General features: G+C 48.6%; 17 protein-coding genes and 1 tRNA gene. 12 read left to right on the top strand and 6 right to left on the bottom strand.

Features of this window, described 5'->3' with window-relative positions; translation table 11 throughout:
• The first annotated feature begins 48 nt into the window (after nucleotides 1-48).
• The 6 genes from QUE62_RS06965 to QUE62_RS06940 all read left to right on the top strand — a co-directional run bounded on the left by QUE62_RS06965 (nucleotide 49) and on the right by QUE62_RS06940 (nucleotide 4461).
• Nucleotides 49-124 (top strand) — tRNA-Thr (locus QUE62_RS06965).
• A gap of 185 nt (nucleotides 125-309) precedes the next feature.
• Nucleotides 310-1320: a Bug family tripartite tricarboxylate transporter substrate binding protein gene (locus QUE62_RS06960; protein WP_286261261.1), complete on the top strand. Its 1011-nt coding sequence runs from the start codon at nucleotides 310-312 to the stop codon at nucleotides 1318-1320.
• Nucleotides 1321-1399: 79 nt separating this feature from the next.
• On the top strand, nucleotides 1400-1915 hold the full coding sequence (locus QUE62_RS06955) for a tripartite tricarboxylate transporter TctB family protein (protein ID WP_286261259.1): 516 nt from the start codon (nucleotides 1400-1402) through the stop codon (nucleotides 1913-1915).
• 50 nt (nucleotides 1916-1965) lie between these two features.
• Nucleotides 1966-3453 (top strand): tripartite tricarboxylate transporter permease, encoded by a 1488-nt coding sequence (locus QUE62_RS06950; RefSeq protein ID WP_286261258.1) that lies wholly within the window; start codon nucleotides 1966-1968, stop codon nucleotides 3451-3453.
• A gap of 85 nt (nucleotides 3454-3538) precedes the next feature.
• A complete protein-coding gene (locus QUE62_RS06945; protein ID WP_286261256.1) occupies nucleotides 3539-3910 on the top strand; it encodes a DUF2946 family protein in 372 nt (123 codons plus the stop codon).
• 62 nt (nucleotides 3911-3972) lie between these two features.
• A complete protein-coding gene (locus tag QUE62_RS06940) occupies nucleotides 3973-4461 on the top strand; it encodes a copper chaperone PCu(A)C (protein WP_286261253.1) in 489 nt (162 codons plus the stop codon).
• A 66-nt stretch (nucleotides 4462-4527) separates the two neighbouring features.
• On the opposite strand, the gene ilvD is transcribed toward QUE62_RS06940, so the two are convergent.
• Nucleotides 4528-6207, bottom strand: coding sequence for a dihydroxy-acid dehydratase (gene ilvD, locus QUE62_RS06935; protein ID WP_286226192.1), 1680 nt, complete (start codon nucleotides 6205-6207; stop codon nucleotides 4528-4530).
• Between the two features lie 46 nt (nucleotides 6208-6253).
• Nucleotides 6254-6418 (bottom strand): rubredoxin, encoded by a 165-nt coding sequence (locus QUE62_RS06930; RefSeq protein ID WP_108508877.1) that lies wholly within the window; start codon nucleotides 6416-6418, stop codon nucleotides 6254-6256.
• A 136-nt stretch (nucleotides 6419-6554) separates the two neighbouring features.
• On the opposite strand from QUE62_RS06930, the gene QUE62_RS06925 reads away from it, so the two are divergent.
• Nucleotides 6555-7172, top strand: coding sequence for a response regulator transcription factor (locus QUE62_RS06925; protein WP_286225096.1), 618 nt, complete (start codon nucleotides 6555-6557; stop codon nucleotides 7170-7172).
• Nucleotides 7173-7313: 141 nt separating this feature from the next.
• Complete coding sequence (locus QUE62_RS06920; RefSeq protein WP_286261251.1) at nucleotides 7314-8279, top strand: helix-turn-helix domain-containing protein; 966 nt, start codon at nucleotides 7314-7316, stop codon at nucleotides 8277-8279.
• Here QUE62_RS06920 and QUE62_RS06915 read toward each other — a convergent pair.
• The 3 genes from QUE62_RS06915 to ppa all read right to left on the bottom strand — a co-directional run bounded on the left by QUE62_RS06915 (nucleotide 8276) and on the right by ppa (nucleotide 10874).
• Nucleotides 8276-8614 (bottom strand): P-II family nitrogen regulator, encoded by a 339-nt coding sequence (locus QUE62_RS06915; protein WP_286225094.1) that lies wholly within the window; start codon nucleotides 8612-8614, stop codon nucleotides 8276-8278. The genes QUE62_RS06920 and QUE62_RS06915 overlap by 4 nt on opposite strands.
• A gap of 66 nt (nucleotides 8615-8680) precedes the next feature.
• Nucleotides 8681-10312 carry an NAD+ synthase gene (locus tag QUE62_RS06910; protein WP_286261250.1) on the bottom strand — a complete coding sequence of 544 codons (1632 nt, stop codon included), beginning with the start codon at nucleotides 10310-10312 and terminating at the stop codon, nucleotides 8681-8683.
• Nucleotides 10313-10337: 25 nt separating this feature from the next.
• The gene (gene ppa / locus QUE62_RS06905) at nucleotides 10338-10874 is read right to left on the bottom strand and encodes an inorganic diphosphatase (protein ID WP_286223346.1); all 537 of its coding nucleotides are present in this window, start codon (nucleotides 10872-10874) and stop codon (nucleotides 10338-10340) included.
• A gap of 185 nt (nucleotides 10875-11059) precedes the next feature.
• On the opposite strand from ppa, the gene QUE62_RS06900 reads away from it, so the two are divergent.
• Nucleotides 11060-13117: a sodium-translocating pyrophosphatase gene (locus tag QUE62_RS06900; protein ID WP_286261249.1), complete on the top strand. Its 2058-nt coding sequence runs from the start codon at nucleotides 11060-11062 to the stop codon at nucleotides 13115-13117.
• A 75-nt stretch (nucleotides 13118-13192) separates the two neighbouring features.
• Here QUE62_RS06900 and trxB read toward each other — a convergent pair whose 3' ends face one another.
• Nucleotides 13193-14146 (bottom strand): thioredoxin-disulfide reductase, encoded by a 954-nt coding sequence (gene trxB / locus QUE62_RS06895; RefSeq protein ID WP_286223344.1) that lies wholly within the window; start codon nucleotides 14144-14146, stop codon nucleotides 13193-13195.
• 50 nt (nucleotides 14147-14196) lie between these two features.
• Between trxB and QUE62_RS06890 the strand changes: the two genes are divergently transcribed.
• The 3 genes from QUE62_RS06890 to serS are packed head-to-tail and all read left to right on the top strand — an operon-like array spanning nucleotide 14197 to nucleotide 18527.
• Nucleotides 14197-16503 (top strand): DNA translocase FtsK, encoded by a 2307-nt coding sequence (locus QUE62_RS06890; RefSeq protein ID WP_286261245.1) that lies wholly within the window; start codon nucleotides 14197-14199, stop codon nucleotides 16501-16503.
• A 15-nt stretch (nucleotides 16504-16518) separates the two neighbouring features.
• Nucleotides 16519-17190: an outer membrane lipoprotein carrier protein LolA gene (locus tag QUE62_RS06885; protein WP_286261243.1), complete on the top strand. Its 672-nt coding sequence runs from the start codon at nucleotides 16519-16521 to the stop codon at nucleotides 17188-17190.
• Between the two features lie 23 nt (nucleotides 17191-17213).
• On the top strand, nucleotides 17214-18527 hold the full coding sequence (gene serS / locus QUE62_RS06880; RefSeq protein WP_286261241.1) for a serine--tRNA ligase: 1314 nt from the start codon (nucleotides 17214-17216) through the stop codon (nucleotides 18525-18527).
• The last annotated feature ends 5 nt before the right edge of the window (nucleotides 18528-18532 follow it).

Below are 18532 nucleotides of genomic sequence, written 5' to 3'. Positions count from 1 at the left end.
TGCTGGGATAAAATCTCAGTCTGAACGCAGTATTTTCCAAAGGTTCATGCCGGAATAGCTCAGTTGGTAGAGCAGCGCATTCGTAATGCGAAGGTCGTAGGTTCGATTCCTATTTCCGGCACCAGTTTGCCCCTTAAATAAGTGCTTAAAGTACGGGTTTTCACTAGTCAGTACGGGTTTTACTTATGTGAAAATTTTTGTTTGTTGATGTCTGTCAATTTTTGTCTAAAGCTTTTATTGAAGAATTAGTCATCAAAGTTGCTACATAACAAATTTAATACTTTGAAAAAACTTTTTGGAGGAGCAGCTATGCGTTTGAAATTTAAGTCAACTGTACTAAGCGTCGCTTTACTTGCTGGTTTTGCAGCTTCAGCTACTGTACAAGCACAGGCTAAGTGGGAGCCAACTAAGCCGGTAGAATTTATTATTCCAGCAGGTCCCGGAGGTGGGGCCGATCAAATGGCGCGAATGATTCAGGGAATCATTTCCAAAAATAATCTGATGAAGCAATCAGTTATTCCTGTAAACAAGGGTGCAGGAGCTGGTGCGGAAGGTTTCTTGGCAATTAAAGAAGCAAAGGGTGATCCAAATAAAATTATCATCACGCTTTCAAACCTTTTTACTACCCCTCTCGCAACCGGTGTACCATTTAGCTGGAAAGATATGACTCCTGTTGCGATGTTGGCGCTTGACCAGTTCGTATTGTGGACTAATGCTGAAAAGCCTTATAAATCAGCTAAAGAATATATTGATGCAGCGAAAGCCGCTGGCGCTGGTAAGTTCAAGATGGGCGGTACCGGATCGAAGCAAGAGGACCAAATCATTACGGTAGCGCTTGAAAAATCTACCGGTGCGAAGTTCACGTATGTCCCGTTTGCAGGTGGCGGCGCAGTAGCAGTTCAGTTGGTTGGTAATCACATTGATTCATCGGTTAATAATCCAATTGAAGCCGTTGCACAGTGGCGTGCTGGTAAGTTACGTGCTCAATGCGTATTTGACACTGAGCGGATGCCATACAAGGAGAAAATCACCCCTACTCAATCATGGAATGATGTGCCTACATGTAAAGAGGTTGGCGTGAATACCGATTATGTAATGTTGCGGGGTATTTTCATGCCACCAGGCGTAACTCAAGCTCAAGTGGATTTCTATATTGACTTGTTCAAAAAAGTCCGTGAGACACCTGAGTGGAAGAAGTTTATGGCTGACGGTGCCTTCAATCAGACCTTTATGACTGGCAAGGATTTTAATTCTTGGTTGGAAAAAAATGCCGCTCTCCATGCTCAGCTGATGAAAGAAGCCGGATTTTTAGCTAAGTAATTTGGTTTTTACTAAATAAGACCTCTAAACTGGGGTCTTATTTTTTTAAGTTTGAATTAATTTTTATATAGAGCAAAGTATGTCTGATCACTCAAATCAAAATTCTGTAATTAGTATGCGATCGATGGAAATCATCGTTGCCCTTTTATTTTTAGTTGTCGGTTTTGTGGTGATGACTGGAAGTCTTAAATTAGGTGCCAAGTGGGGTAGTGATGGTCCCGAGTCTGGCTATTTTCCCTTTTATATCAGTTTAATTATTTTGGTTTCAAGTTCGATCACGTTATTTCAAGCGTTTAAGAATAAAGAACAGGGTGAGGAGAGTTTTGTTGATAGAGAGCCTTTGCGCCAAGTTCTTTCGGTTTTAATCCCCGCTGCCTTGTATGTTCTTGGGGTTCAGTTGATTGGTATTTATGTCGCATCGGCTCTTTATATCGCAATTTTTATGGTTTGGCTCGGTAAATATGCACTCTGGAAAGCTGCTGCGGTTGGTTTGGGAGTTAGTGTCGCCTTATTCATGATGTTTGAGTATTGGTTCCAAATACCCCTGCCCCATGGATCCTTGATTAATCCACTGGCTATATTCGGATTGCAGTAATACAAGACAAAAATTAATAACGATAGAGACTTAATACAAAGGAGCTGAAGTTGGAAGAAATTAACGCCCTATTTGGAGGCTTTGCTGTCGCGATGTCGCCATTCAATATTTTGTTGATGCTTGTTGGCGTCACCCTCGGGGTCATCATTGGCGTATTGCCAGGGCTTGGCGGAGCGAATGGAATCGCAATTTTGTTACCCCTTACCTTCACGATGCCTCCAACTTCAGCAATTATTATGCTCTCTTGCATTTACTGGGGCGCTCTATTTGGCGGTGCAATAACATCTGTACTTTTTAATATTCCGGGTGAACCTTGGTCTGTAGCAACCACATTTGATGGCTACCCTATGGCCCAAGATGGTAAAGCTGGTGAGGCCTTAACTGGTGCATTCACCTCTTCTTTCGTTGGCGCATTCTTCGCAATCGTCATGATTACCTTTTTGGCCCCACTGGTTGCGAAGTTCGCATTGCAGTTTGGCCCCCCTGAGTTTTTTGCTGTCTATCTATTAACTTTCTGCAGCTTTGTGGGCATGAATAAGGGCTCACCTTTCAAAGTCATTTCTGCCATGATGCTCGGTTTTGCTCTGGCAGCCGTTGGTATGGACACTGTTACTGGGCAATTGCGACTCACATTTGGATCCACTGAGCTCATGCGCGGCTTTGACTTCCTCATCGCTGTAATTGGTTTATTCGGTATTGGTGAGATTTTGCAATCGATGGAGGAGGGACTTTCCTTCTCTGGTAAAAGTGCCAAGATTCGTGCAAAAGTTGTCTTTGAAACCTGGGCAAAGTTGCCTAAATATTGGGCTACATCTTTGCGCAGCTGTTTAATTGGTTGCTGGATGGGTATTACCCCTGGTGGAGCGACGCCCGCCTCATTTATGAGTTACGGGGTTGCTAAACAAATGTCTAAGAATAAAGATAAGTTTGGCAAGGGTGAGATGGAAGGTATTGTTGCTCCTGAAACAGCGGCACATGCTGCTGGTACTGCAGCTCTTTTGCCTATGCTCTCTTTGGGTATTCCAGGCTCACCTACCGCCGCGGTTCTACTGGGTGGCCTCCTCATTTGGGGTTTGCAACCAGGACCTCTCTTGTTTGTAGAGAAGCCAGATTTTGTTTGGGGCTTAATTGCTAGTATGTATTTGGGTAATATTGCCGGTTTGTTTGTAGTATTAACCTGTGTACCAATTTTCGCCTCAATTTTAAGAATCCCATTCTCAATCATCGCTCCAGTGATCATTGTGGTTTGTGCAGTTGGTGCATTTACAGTTCATAACGCGATGTTTGATGTATGGCTCATGTTAGGTTTTGGTGTACTGGGCTATCTCTTTAAGAAACTTGACTATCCGATGGCGCCGATGGTTCTCGCCTTAGTGTTGGGTGATCGCGCCGAAGACTCTTTCCGTCAAGCGATGCTAATCTCTCAAGGTAATTTGAACGTGTTCTTCTCAAACTACCTGGTTGGTAGCATCACCTTACTTGCAATCATCCTCTTGTTCTGGCCTTTAATTTCAAAATTAAGGCAGAAGAAGGCATAATTTTTTCAGGATGTTTTAAAAATAAAAAAAGGGGGGGCGCAAGCCCCCTTTCTTCATCCAGAGCCTTTCTGGATAAAATAACGATATGCTTTCCCCCCACCAAAAATTGATCCATTGGCTTTGTGCGATCGCCTTTTCATGGAGTATTTTTACCCCATCGCTAGCCAAAGCCTTTTTCCAATCGGCCAATACAAATTTTCTGACCATGGAACTGTGTGTGGTGGATGGTTCCAAGCAAACCGTTAATTTAGATACCGAAGCGCCGACTACGATGGCCGGCGACTGTCCCTACTGTGTCGCGCAATCAATGGCGCCACTGAACCTACTCACCAATCTTGGATTTGCAAGCCCCGCAATACCTATTTTGACTCCCAGTCTCTATTTGGAGTCTCCCAAAACTCTATTTGCGTGGGTCAAGCTCCCCTCTCAGGGGCCGCCTTCAAATCATTGCATCTAATTTAGTGGCAGGGGTTTTATTGGAACCTCTCATGCAATGCCGTTTTCATTTGAAGGATTTATATGAACATCAACTTTTTACAAGCAGTAATAGCAAGTGCTCTAATCGCATTCTCAAGCCACTCATTGGCACATAAGGATATGAAGAGCCCAGAGTATCGAATTGGGCAACTCAAGATTGAGCACCCTTATGCACGCGCGACGGCCCCTGGGCAAAAAGCTGCGGGCGGATTTATGAAGATTGAAAACAAAGGGGCTGCTGATCAATTAATTGCAGCAAGCTCCCCAGTCGCTGGCGAGATGCAATTGCATACCATGACAATGGATGGCAACGTCATGAAAATGCGCGAGGTGAAAGTGATTGATGTGCCAGCAAACGGGTCCGTCGAGCTCAAACCAGGTGGTTTGCACCTAATGTTTATCGATATTAAAAGCCCGCTTAAGGCTGGTGAGGCTGTACCAGTTAAGCTGAAATTTCAGAAAGCCGGTGAAGTTGAAATCAAGGTACCGGTGCGCGAGATGGGCTCAGGTTCTGGGCACATGAAGCACTAGTCAGGCCGCAGTAGTCATACAGCCTGTCTCGCTATGGGCGATTCAGGCTGTGTCGAGTTAAGTTAATTAATCCAGATTTCGGTCAGTAACAGCCCCTTTGCTAGCAGAGCTTGCTAGACGGGCGTATTTAGCCAATAAACCACGTGTATACCGGGATTTTGGTTGTTTCCACGCAGCGCGCCGTTTGGCAATCTCTTCCTCTGGAACATTGAGTTGGATTAATAACTTATGCGCATCGATCGTGACCGAGTCACCTTCTTCAATTAGGGCAATGGTGCCGCCCACAAAGGCCTCAGGAGCGACGTGACCGACCACCATTCCCCAGGTACCCCCTGAGAACCGCCCATCGGTAATAAGTCCAACAGTCTCACCAAGCCCCTGGCCAACTAGAGCCGAAGTAGGCGCTAACATTTCTCGCATTCCGGGACCACCTTTAGGGCCCTCATAACGAATCACGACCACATCACCATGCTTAATTTTCTGGGCCATGATGGCCTCCATGGCCTCATCTTCGGAGTTAAACACGCGTGCTGGACCGGTGATCGATGGATTCTTAAGGCCAGTAATTTTGGCGACGCAGCCCTCGGGCGAGATATTGCCCTTCAAAATCGCCAAGTGTCCTTGTGGATAAAGCGGGTTATCTAAGGTTCGAATAACCTTCTGATCGGCTCTTGGTTTGGACGGAACATCTTTGAGGGTCTCTGCAATCGTTTTGCCGGTGATGGTCATGCAATCGCCATGGAGCAGGCCACCGTCTAGCAAAATCTTCATAACCTGCGGAATACCGCCCGCCAAATGCAGATCGGGAGCTAAATAGGTTCCTGATGGCTTCATATCGGCAATTACAGGCACACGTTTACGAATCCGTTCAAAGTCATCAATGGTCCACTCAATCTCCGCAGCACTCGCAATTGCCAAAAAGTGCAGAACAGCATTGGTCGAGCCACCTACAGCCATAATGACGCTGACGGCGTTCTCAAGGGATTTTTTGGTAATGATGTCGCGTGGTCGAATATTATTTTTGATCGCTTGAACCAATACGCGGGCTGACTCGGCTGCGCTATCGACCTTTTCTTGGTCTACGTTGGACATGGTTGAAGAGTAGGGCAGACTCATCCCTAGCGCTTCAAAGGAGGAGCTCATGGTATTGGCGGTATACATGCCACCACAAGAACCACTGCTTGGACAAGCGTTTTGCTCAACGCCTTTGAGGTCCTCCTCGGTTAAGCGTCCAGAGGTAAATTCGCCAACGGCCTCAAAGGCAGAAACAATATTGAGCTCTTTACCTTTGTAATGGCCTGCTTTGATGGTGCCGCCGTATACATAGATTCCAGGAACATTGGTGCGCGCTAGCGCAATCATGCCGCCGGGCATGTTTTTGTCACAGCCACCAATGACCACCACGCCGTCTTGCCAGAGGCCGTTGACACAAACCTCAATACTGTCAGCAATCACCTCGCGTGAGACCAGGGAGTATTTCATGCCCTCCGTGCCCATGCCGATACCGTCGGAAACTGTGGGAGTACCAAAGACTTGGGCTTTGGCACCCGCTTTCTCCAGAGCATCGATTGCCGCATCGGCTAGTTTTTGTAGGCCGCTATTACATGGGGTAATGGTGGAGTGGCCGTTGGCCACTCCCACCATCGGTTTTACAAAATCTTCCTCTTTGTAGCCCATGGCGTAGTACATGGATCGATTGGGTGCGCGCGCAACCCCTTCGGTCACCATGCGTGAACGCTCATTCATGCGTTTTGGGGCTTGTTTTTGGTCTGCCATGTCATTGTCTCCGCGATTAAATTGCCATCATTTCAAAGCTGTCTTTTCCTGCCCCGCAATCAGGGCAGGCCCAATCGGCAGGGACATCGTCCCATTTGGTGCCAGGTGCAATGCCATCCTCGGGGCGGCCTGCTGATTCGTCATAAATAAAGCCGCAAACAATACAAAGATAAGTTCTCATGGGATTGTGATTCACGCATTAATGTAGAAGGGTATTTTAGGGATATCCAGCAAAATTAGCCTTATAGCTAATAGCCAGTCCAGTTATGGGGGGTTACATTGTTGATCTATAAGTAATTTCAAGGTAATGATAAGCCATGACGCGATTAACCGGCACCGTGTATCTCATCGATGATGACAACTCGATGAGAGATTCATTGGCGCGGATGTTGCGCGATGTTGGTTACTCGATACAAGATTTTGAGAGTGCCACTTCGTTTTTACAAAATTCATTACCAGTTGCGCCAGCTGTGATCGTGCTTGATATGCAAATGCCGGATGTCAGTGGTCTCGATTTAATGGAGCGCTTGGAAAAGCTAGGTCGTAAAACTCCGATTGTGTTTTTGAGTGGCCAAAGCCATCCCCAGCAGATTGTCAAAGGTCTTAAAAAAGGTGCGCTGGATTTTCTGTTTAAGCCCTTCAATATTGATGAGCTCTTGCAAGCTATCGATCAAGCCCTTGATTACGACCAAAAACAACTCAAACGTAATTTAAAAGATGGCGAGATCAAGCGTAACTTCAATACCCTAACACCTCGAGAAAAGGAGGTGTGTACCTTACTCGTGGAGGGCCTCATGAATAAAGAAATTGCTGAGCGCTTAGGCACGACCGATGCCACGATTAAGGTCCATAAGGCCAGGGTCATGGAAAAAATGCAAGCGAACTCGGTTCAGGATTTGGTGAAATTCTATTTGGAGTCCAATTTAACAAGGTAAGTATTAGCCCTAGGGTCGATAGCCAAATATTGTTATTTATGTCATATTCTGAAGTAATTAAGCCGATACGATTGATATACAAGGCATTGATTCAATTACAAATAATTATAAAAACTATATAAAAGTGAGACGCATTTGGTGATGAATAAACGCGTTCCAGATGTTCGAGGAGAGGTTCTTAAAAAGGCTCGTGAAGCCAAGGGTCTCACTGTCTCCGAATTAGCGAGTAAGGTTTGCTTTTCGACTAAACAAATTGAGCAGCTTGAAAATGGTGAGAAAAGCCATTTCTATTCCCTGGCGATTAAAGCGAATGCAGCAAAACGGGTAGCCGATGAGTTGGGCATCAGCCAAGAGGATGTATTTGATTTTGGACCTGACTTGATCGAAGCTGCAAAAGTCCGTCAAGAGAGTTCAAGGGAAGTGGCAAGTCTATCTTCGCCACTAGAGGCACAAGCAAATTCTTCTGGGCCTGTTGAGAAAGAAGAATCTCAGAAGAAAACTTCTCAACCTAAACGTACGACTCCAAAAAAGACTGCAGACCAAAAGGTGGAGCAGCTTGAGCGGTTTGATGAGACTCCCAAGCCAATTATTAAAAAGAATCGCACTCTCATCTACTTTGGTAGTGCTGCAATCGTCGCCGCCATTGGAATGGTGGCTCTGAATATGAATCAACCGCAGCCAGTGAAGTCAGTAGAGGTCGCGAAACTGCCATCGGAAACGATTGCAGCAGAGTCTAAAAAGGAAGAAGTAGTAAGTCCGGCACCACCAACTGCCAACGCCCCAGCACTCGTTGCTTCAGAGGCGACAAATACTTGCCCATCGGAAGATGCCAGTCCAAAAAGTTACCGCATGGCTAGCGCATCAAAGCCTGGCAATATGGTCTATGTGCAAAGCCGAAGTGCCCAAACGATCTGTGTAAAAGATGCAAGCGGCAAACTGGAGAAAAAGAGCTTAGAAGCAGGGGGCTCATATTCCTTCTATGGAAAGGCCCCCTTTGTAGTGATGACCGCTGGCTTAGGTCAAACGGATCTCTTTTTTCAGGGTTATAAAGTGAAAATTGATAACCCAAATGCCAAGAGCATTATTTTGGAAGAAGTGGCGTTCTAGACAGCGGCGTCGTCCACCTCACCCGTACGAATGCGGATCGCCTGCTCAACTGGGCTCACAAAAATTTTGCCATCCCCAATTTTTCCAGTACGCGCTGCTTTGATGATCGCTTCGGTGACGGTTTCCACCAAGTTATCGGCCACAACCACTTCCACTTTCACCTTGGGTAAAAAGTCGACAACATACTCGGCGCCCCGATAGAGTTCGGTGTGACCCTTTTGGCGACCAAAGCCTTTCACCTCAGTGACCGTCAGACCGGTAACGCCAACTTCGGCAAGTGCCTCGCGGACCTCATCAAGTTTGAACGGTTTAATAATGGATGTAATCAGTTTCATAGTGTCTCCTTTGCCTCCATCATACTCAAGGATCATGACCTATTCATGTCCCCACTATTTTTAGGTCTAGAGCTTCGCTCCAGAAGTAATGGGGTAGCGCCAATCTCGGCCAAAAGCGCGTGCAGTAATTCTGACACCCGGGGGTGCCTGACGCCGTTTGTATTCATTGATTTGAATGAGGCGGGTAATTTTTTGCACTGCCGCAGAATCATAGCCTGCTGCAATGATCTCAGCGCTTGATTGATTTTGTTCCATATAACGCGCCAAGATCGCATCAAGCACCTCATACGGTGGCAGACTATCTTGATCGGTTTGATTGGGGCGCAGTTCTGCCGACGGTGGGCGCGTCAGAATTCGCTCTGGAATCACTGGTTTGATCTGATTGCGATAGCGACATAATTGATAGACCAAGGTCTTGGCAATATCTTTAATCACCGCAAAGCCCCCAGCCATATCGCCGTAAAGAGTGCAGTACCCAACGGCCATCTCACTCTTATTGCCGGTGGTAAGAACCAAGCGACCCGTTTTATTGGAGAGGGCCATCAAGATCGTGCCACGCACCCGTGCCTGAATATTTTCTTCGGTGGTGTCGCTCGGTAAATTGGAAAACTGTGCTTGTAGAGCATCTTCAAAAGCCTTCACCGGCTCTTGAATCGAAATCTCATCGTATTGCACGCCCAAGTTGGATGCCAGCTCGCGGGCATCGAGCCAAGAAATTTCAGCGGTGTAGGGCGAGGGCATCATGACTGCGCGCACTTTCTCTGCGCCCAGTGCATCGACTGCAATCGCTAAGACTAAAGCGGAGTCCACGCCACCCGACAAGCCAAGAATTACTCCTGGAAAACGGTTTTTGTGGACATAATCACGCGTCCCCATCACGAGTGCGGCATAGACTTGCGCCTCGAGAGTTAATGCGGGAGTAATCTCACCTCGTTGTGGTTCGCCTCCTATAAGCTCAATAAATCCGACCCCTTCCTGAAACTGCGGCATGGCAAACACCAGCTCGCCATGGGAGTTCACAGCGCAGGATCCGCCATCAAAGACGAGTTCGTCTTGTCCGCCCACCATATTGAGATAAACGATGGGTAAACCGCAGGCTTGACTCTGCTCTTTGAGTAGTTCGTAGCGAGTCTGTTCTTTTTGCAGATGGTAGGGTGAAGCATTGAGTACCAGCAGCATTTGCGCCCCCGCATTCTTGGCTAGACGCGCTGGCTCTGAATGCCAAATGTCTTCGCATAGCAAAACACCGAGTTTTAAACCGTGATGATCAAAAACGCAGGCATTCTCACCCGCCACAAAATAACGCTTCTCATCAAACACTTCATGGTTGGGCAATTCCTGTTTGAAGTACGTGGCAATCACTTTGCCATTCTGAATAACTGATGCTGAATTGCGCAGACCCGCATCGGATTCGCAGGGGTGGCCCACAATCACGGTTAATCCACTCAACTCTTGAAGTTGTTCGCATAGAGACTGAAGTACAGTCCGTGTCTCTTGAATAAATCCGGGGCGCAGTAATAGATCTTCTGGAGGGTAGCCAGTTAAAGAAAGCTCTGGAGTTAAAAGTAGACTGGCGCCGTGTTCATGGGCATCTTGCGCTGCCTGAAAAATCGCTTGCGCGTTGCCAACGCAATCCCCTAAAAGAGGATTGAGTTGCGCCATGGCAATCTGCATGGGGGAATGAGTGCGCTGACTCATAACCTACGCCATGCACGATTCATATTTATGCCTTCTCTTTCTGATAGCGGGCCATACCATCGGTAATCTCTTTGTGAGCGTCGGCAATCGAGCCCCAGCCTTTGACCTTGACCCATTTGCCTTTCTCAAGATCTTTGTAATGCTCAAAGAAATGCTGAATCTGATTCAAACGCATCTGGTTGATATCCTCGGAGCTCTCCCAATGGCTATAGATCGATAAAATGCGATCTTCAGGAACGGCTAGTAACTTGGCATCGTCACCAGCTTCATCGTTCATTTGTAAGACGCCTAGGGCACGGCAGCTAACCACCACGCCAGGAATCAATGGAAAGGGTGTAATTACCAAGACGTCGACTGGATCACCGTCGCCCGCAATGGTCTTGGGGATGTAACCATAGTTGCAGGGATAGTGCATGGCGGTACCCATAAAGCGGTCCACGAAGATCGCCCCGGTTTCCTTATCGACCTCATATTTAATGGGGTCGGCGTTCATGGGGATTTCAATAATGACGTTAAAGTTCTCGGGAACCCGTTTTCCTGGGCTGACGTTATCAAGACTCATACATACTCCAAATTAAATAAAAATCGGTCTGCTTAGTAGATACCCTGATCTTAGCAAAGTGGCAAATCACTAAATCTGTTGGATACTTTTGAAAGCTAGGCTTGCTATTTTAAGCCTTTAGGCGAATAGCAAGATTGTCGTATCAAAATTAAATTGAATCCTCAACCAAGTAGGAGTGATTTAGCATGAGTGATGTGACTGTAGGTCTGTATTTTGCCTTAGCGTGCGGCGTCATCGCAGTGGTTTATGGCTTTGTGATGCGTACGTGGATTCTTAAACAAGACACTGGCAATGCCAAGATGGTTGAGATTGCCGAAGCGATTCAGCAGGGTGCGGCTGCTTATCTCGCGCGCCAATATAAAACGATTGCAATTGTGGGCGTAGTGCTAACCATTCTGATGGCGGTCTTCCTCGATTTAGCAACTGCGATTGGTTTTGTGATCGGCGCTGTTTTATCGGGAGCTTGCGGCTTCATTGGTATGAACGTCTCCGTGCGTGCGAATGTGCGTACTGCGCAAGCAGCAACTCAGGGCATGAACCAAGCTTTGAACGTCGCCTTCAAAGGCGGCGCTATCACCGGCATGCTCGTGGTTGGTTTAGGACTCTTGGGCGTCGGTGTATTTTTCATGCTCCTGGTGTCGATGGATAACGGTCAAGACCTCTCGGACGTGTTGCACCCCCTAATTGGTTTAGCCTTCGGGTCTTCCTTAATTTCAATCTTTGCACGTCTGGGCGGCGGTATCTTTACTAAGGGCGCCGACGTCGGCGCTGACTTGGTGGGTAAAGTCGAAGCAGGGATTCCAGAGGATGATCCGCGCAATCCTGCGGTGATTGCCGATAACGTAGGCGATAACGTGGGTGATTGCGCAGGAATGGCCGCCGACTTATTTGAGACCTATGCGGTGACCTTAATTGCAACCATGGTCCTGGGCGCACTAATGGTGATGAATGCTCCCGTTGCGGCAGTGGTCTACCCGTTAGTCCTTGGCGGTATTTCGATCATTGCCTCGATTATTGGCTGCTCGTTTGTTAAAGCAAGCCCCGGCATGAAAAACGTCATGCCCGCTTTGTATAAAGGCCTGATCATCTCAGGATTAATTTCATTAGTGGGTTTTTACTTCGTGACCAACTGGATCATTCCAGACGATGCCTTGGGGATTCCGGGTAGCCAGTGGCGCTTATTTGGCTCATCGATTGTGGGCCTGCTACTCACTGCGGGTTTAGTGTGGATCACCGAGTACTACACCGGTACCGATTACAAACCAGTGAAGCATATTGCCGAAGCCTCCACCAAAGGTCATGGCACAAACATCATTGCAGGCTTAGGCGTATCGATGCGCTCGACAGCTTACCCAGTGATCTTCGTCTGTATCGCCATCTTTGCCGCGTATTACTTAGCAGGTCTTTACGGTATCGCTGTAGCCGCAACGGCCATGCTTTCACTCGCAGGGATTGTGGTGGCGCTCGATGCCTATGGCCCAATTACAGACAATGCTGGTGGTATTGCCGAGATGGCAGGTTTGCCGGATTCGGTCCGCGATATTACTGATCCATTGGATGCGGTGGGTAACACCACCAAAGCGGTCACCAAAGGTTACGCGATTGGCTCAGCCGGTCTTGCATCCTTGGTACTCTTTGCCGACTACACCCATGCTTTAGAAGCAATTGGTCAGCAAGTCACCTTTGATCTTTCGAATCATATGGTCATCATCGGCCTCTTTATTGGTGGCTTGATTCCTTACCTCTTCGGAGCGATGGCGATGGAGGCAGTAGGGCGTTGCGCTGGAGCTGTGGTGGAGGAAGTGCGCCGTCAGTTCAGGGAGATCCCCGGCATCATGGAGGGAACTGCAAAGCCAAAGTACGGCAAAGCGGTCGACATGCTCACTTCTGCAGCGATCAAGGAAATGATTATTCCTTCGCTCTTACCAGTAGTGGTCCCGATTCTAGTCGGCCTATTCTTGGGACCAGCAGCATTGGGCGGCCTCTTGATGGGTACGATTATTACGGGACTCTTTGTGGCAATCTCCATGTGTACCGGTGGCGGTGCTTGGGATAATGCCAAGAAATACATTGAAGAGGGTAACCATGGTGGCAAAGGTTCAGAAGCGCACAAAGCTGCCGTGACTGGCGATACCGTAGGTGACCCCTACAAAGATACTGCGGGCCCAGCAGTCAACCCACTCATTAAGATCATTAATATCGTGGCACTCTTAATCGTGCCACTCTTGCCTGTGGTTCGTTAGGTCGTAACGGATCAAATAAAAACGCCCAGCATTGCTGGGCGTTTTGCTTAGGGAGCAGGCTTAAGTCAAGAACAATTACTCGAGACCTTCCAGATAACGTTGCGCATCCAATGCTGCCATACAACCCGTGCCCGCACTGGTAATGGCCTGGCGATAGATGTGATCTTGGACGTCACCTGCTGCAAAGACACCAGGGATATTGGTTGCTGTGGCATTGCCCTCTAAGCCCGAGTGCGTTTTGATGTAGCCATTGTTCATATCAAGTTGACCAACGAACAAATCGGTATTGGGTTTGTGACCAATCGCAATGAAGGCACCCGATACCGCAATTTCTTCGGTGCTGCCATCCTGTTTTTTGATACGAACTCCCGTCACCCCCTTGTCATCACCCAAGACTTCATCGAGGGTGGCGTTGAGTTTGAGTTCAACCTTACCTTCGGCTACTTTTGCCATTAAGCGATCATTCAGAATCGGCTCTGCACGGAATTTGTCACGGCGATGGATCACCGTCACCTTACGAGCAATGCCCGTCAGATAGAGCGCTTCCTCAACGGCCGTATTGCCACCCCCAACTACGCACACATCCTGACCCTTGTAAAAGAAGCCATCACAGGTTGCACACCCTGAAACCCCCCGACCCATGAATGCTTCCTCACTTGGAAGCCCAAGGTATTGAGCGGAAGCTCCCGTTGAGATAATCAGTGCATCACAGGTGTAGGTGCCAGAGTCACCCACTAGACGAATCGGCTTTTCAGTGAGGGCTGCCGTATGGATGTGATCAAAAATGATCTCGGTATTAAAGTGCTCGGCATGCTTTAGAAAGCGATCCATGAGCTCGGGTCCTTGGACGCCATTGGGGTCAGCAGGCCAATTTTCCACATCGGTGGTGGTCATGAGCTGGCCGCCTTGCGCGAGCCCGGTAATCAGGGTGGGCTTGAGGTTGGCGCGGGCGGCATAGACCGCAGCGGTGTAGCCGGCTGGGCCCGAGCCCAGAATCAGTACTTTAGAGTGTTTAGTAGTTGTCGTCATCCCTAAATTATAGAGTTTGAAGGCCAATGCTTGTTTACAATCAGGTGAACATGGCTCGTAGCTCGCTCCCACAAATTAAGACCCCGCTGCCTCCCGAGGGCGGCACTGGCAAGATGTCTCGATTGATTGCCGAAGTGCGCTGGATGCTGATGCTTGCCATCTGCCTTGGCTTATTTGCGGTTCTGATTACCTACACCAAATCCGATCCAGCCTGGTCGCACGCTAGTTTTGAGGTTCCTAAAAATATTGGTGGTCGTATTGGAGCATGGACCGCTGATTTGATGCTCTACATTTTTGGCGTATCGGCATTTTGGTGGGTCGTATTATTTGGTCGGCGGGTCTATCAAGGTTGGCGTGAGCTCTGGAGTGTGTCATTACCAGTTGATCCAGAGGCTAGACCCGAATCCTTTTGGACCCGTTGGTTGGGCTTTGCCTTGACCCTCACCTGCAGCATGGGACTAGAGTCGATTCGGATGCATTCTTTGCAATGGGAGCTGCCCAGACCCCCGGGCGGTATCTTGGGCGAAGTAATCGGGGATCCCCTGCAAATGGCGTTTGGCTTTACGGGCGCCACTCTGATTTTGATCTTTGGCTTAGCAGCTGGCCTCTCTCTCTTTTTACATTTCTCGTGGCTCACGCTTTCTGAGCAAGTGGGACGATTTATCGAGCTAAGTATTCGACGTCTGCGTGAGAAGCGCGAGGAGCAAGAAGATCAAAAGATTGGCGAGCAAGCTGCGGTTGAGCGTGAAGAGCACGTCGAGGAAGTGCGGATTCGGGAAGAGGTGGCACCCAAGGTACAAATCTTTAATCAACCCTTAAAGATTGTGAAGAGCGAGCGAGTTGAGCGCGAGAAGCAGCAACCACTCTTTGTAGAAATCCCGGACTCGGAGTTGCCGCCGCTCTCACTCTTAGATCCCGTTCCTGAGGCAAAAGAAACAATTTCTGCTGAGACCCTAGAGTTCACCTCCCGCTTGATTGAGCGCAAGCTCGACGATTTTGGGGTGCAAGCTAAGGTGATTGCTGCTTATCCAGGACCGGTTGTGACGCGTTATGAGATCGAGCCTGCAGTCGGTGTGAAGGGCAGTCAAATTGTGAACCTCTCACGCGACCTATCACGTTCTTTAGGTGTCGTGAGCTTGCGCGTGGTCGAGACCATCCCCGGCAAGACCTGTATGGCGCTTGAGTTACCCAATCCAACGCGACAGTCAGTCTACCTCTCCGAGATTTTGAGCTCCCAGGTCTATAACGACAACCATTCTCTACTCACACTAGCCTTGGGTAAGGATATTGCGGGTAGCCCCATGGTTGCAGATTTAGTGAAGATGCCACATTGTTTAGTGGCGGGTACTACGGGCGCGGGTAAGTCGGTCGGGATCAACGCCATGATTTTGTCGATCCTCTTTAAGGCCAAGCCGGATGAAGTGCGACTCATCATGATCGATCCCAAGATGCTAGAGATGTCCGTTTATGAGAAGGTGCCCCATCTGTTGTGCCCCGTAGTAACCGACATGAAACAGGCCTATAACGCGCTCAATTGGGCAGTCAATGAGATGGAACGGCGCTACAAACTCATGAGTAAGTTTGGAGTGCGTAACTTAGCCGGCTTTAATAAAAAGATTATGGAAGCCGAAGCCAAGGGGGAGAAACTCACCAATCCATTTAGTCTCACCCCTGAAGATCCAGAGCCACTCTACAAAGCCCCCATTATTGTGGTCATCATCGATGAGCTTGCTGATCTGATGATGGTCTCTGGTAAGAAGATTGAAGAGTTGATTGCACGGATTGCGCAAAAGGCGCGTGCTGCCGGTATTCATTTGGTGTTGGCAACGCAACGTCCGAGTGTGGATGTCATCACCGGCTTGATCAAAGCCAACGTTCCCACCCGCATTTCCTTCCAGGTGAGTAGCAAGATCGATAGCCGTACCATCCTAGACCAACAAGGTGCTGAGACGCTGTTGGGAATGGGTGATATGTTGTACATGCCACCAGGAACGGGTTTACCAATTCGGGTGCATGGTGCATTCGTATCCGACGATGAGGTGCATCGCGTGGTTTCCTGGCTTAAAGAGAAGGGTGAGGCTAACTACATCGAGGGTGTGCTCGAGGGTGCCGATGAGTCCACCATGGATGCCTTAAATGGTGGCGGCAATGGCGGTGGTGAAGCCGACCCCCTCTACGATCAAGCGGTAGCGATCGTCCTTGAGAACAAACGTGCTTCGATCTCGCTGGTGCAGCGGCATTTACGGATTGGTTATAACCGCGCTGCGCGCCTTTTAGAGGATATGGAAAAAGCGGGCCTAGTCTCGAAGATGGGCGGCAATGGTAACCGTGAGATTCTGGTTCGCCCCAGCGAATAAGCCAAACTCCAAAGAATGAAGCGCTTTATTTTCTATTTCTTTGTCGCAGTATTGACTATTCCAAATGCGATTCATGCGCAACCGGCCGCACCATCTGGTATTGAACAACTAAAGCAGTTTGTGAAGACCGTGCGCTCTGCCCAAGGTAAGTTTGTGCAGCAACAAATGCGCACCCCCAAACCTAATGAGCCGCAAGATCAATTGAAAATGATTCGGCAAACCTCAGGGCAATTTATCTTCCAGCGCCCGGGGCGCTTTGTGTGGGATACCCAAAAGCCGTATGAGCAAAAACTCATCATGGATGGTAAGCAATTGCTCATGTGGGATAAGGACCTCAATCAATTAACCATCCGATCAGCCAATCAGGCCTTAGCCGCCTCGCCTGCCGCCATCCTGTTTGGGGATGTCGCTCTTGATCAGCAGTTTGATTTAGAGGAAGCGGGCACCAAAACCAATTTGCAGTGGGTAAACCTAAAGCCAAAGGCAAAACCCGGGCAGGGCGATTTACCTTATACGCAAATTGCGATTGGCATGGGCTCTGGATTGCCTAAAGCATTGGAGCTGACCGACGGATTTGGCAGCATGGTGCTCGTGATTTTCAATCAGATGCAAATCAATCCGAGCGTGGATAGTAGCCGCTTTCAATTTAAGCCTCCACAGGGTGCCGAGGTCTTGCGACTAAACTAATGTCTTGAACCCGAAGGAATCGTATGCTGGACCCCCAACTGCTTCGTAAAGATTTAGAGAGTGTCAAGGCACGCTTGGCCACGCGCAAGTTTGAGCTAGATACCAACCTGTTTACACAGCTTGAGAATGAGCGCAAACAGCTTCAAGCAGGTACCGAAGAGTTGCAAGCCAAACGCAATCAATTGGCCAAAGCCATTGGTATGAAAAAAGGCAAGGGCGAGAATGCAGATGCAGAACTTGCTGAGTCGGCAAGTGTCAATCAAACGCTTGAGAAAAACTCCACTCGTTTATCGACCTTACAAGATCAAATCAAAGACTTGATGCTCAATATCCCGAACTTACCGGATGAGAGCGTGCCGGTTGGTATGACGGCCGACGAAAATAAAGAGATGAAGGTTTGGGGAAAACCAACAGAATTTGATTTCACCCCCAAGGATCACGTCGATCTAGGCGCTCCCATTGGACTAGATTTTGATGCAGCATCCAAAATCAGTGGCGCGCGTTTTGTGGTTCTCAAAGGCAACGCTGCGAAGCTCCATCGGGCGCTTGCGCAATTCATGCTGGATGTGCACACCGAGCAGCATGGTTACCAAGAGGTCTACGCGCCATATATAGTGAGCGCGCAAGCAATGCAGGGTACAGGACAGCTACCCAAGTTTGAGGCTGATTTATTCAAAGTACCCCGCAAGATGGGTGGCGAGCATCCTGACGATGGCGGTGAGCGCATTGAAAACTTTTATCTCATCCCCACTGCTGAAGTGCCGGTGACTAACTTAGTGCGTGACGCGATTATTAACACTGATCAGCTACCGCTCAAGTATGTAGCTCACACTCCATGCTTTCGCTCGGAAGCAGGCAGTTATGGGCGTGATGTGCGCGGCATGATCCGCCAGCACCAATTTGATAAGGTCGAGTTGGTGCACATCAGCCATCCCGAGAAATCGATGCAGGCTTTGGAAGAATTGACTGCGCATGCGGAAAAAATTCTGGAGCTCTTGGAATTGCCGTACCGACGCATGCTCTTATGCACCGGCGATATGGGCTTTGGAAGCACCAAGACCTATGATCTGGAAGTGTGGATCCCTTCGCAAAATGCCTATCGAGAAATTAGCTCGTGCTCCAACATGGGAGATTTTCAAGCTAGGCGGATGCAAGCGCGTTATAAAGCGGGTCAGAGCAAACCGGAATTACTCCACACATTGAATGGTTCGGGTCTTGCAGTAGGCCGAACCGGCGTGGCACTGTTGGAAAACTATCAGCAAGCCGATGGCAGTATCCGGATCCCCAAGGTATTGCAGCCCTATATGGGCGGTTTAGAGGTGATTCGCTCGCTATAATTGAG

The organism is Polynucleobacter sp. HIN9, from assembly GCF_030297635.1.
Lineage (GTDB): Bacteria > Pseudomonadota > Gammaproteobacteria > Burkholderiales > Burkholderiaceae > Polynucleobacter.
The sequence above is the reverse complement of the archived record's forward strand: the minus strand, read 5'-3'. Positions and strand labels throughout refer to the sequence as shown.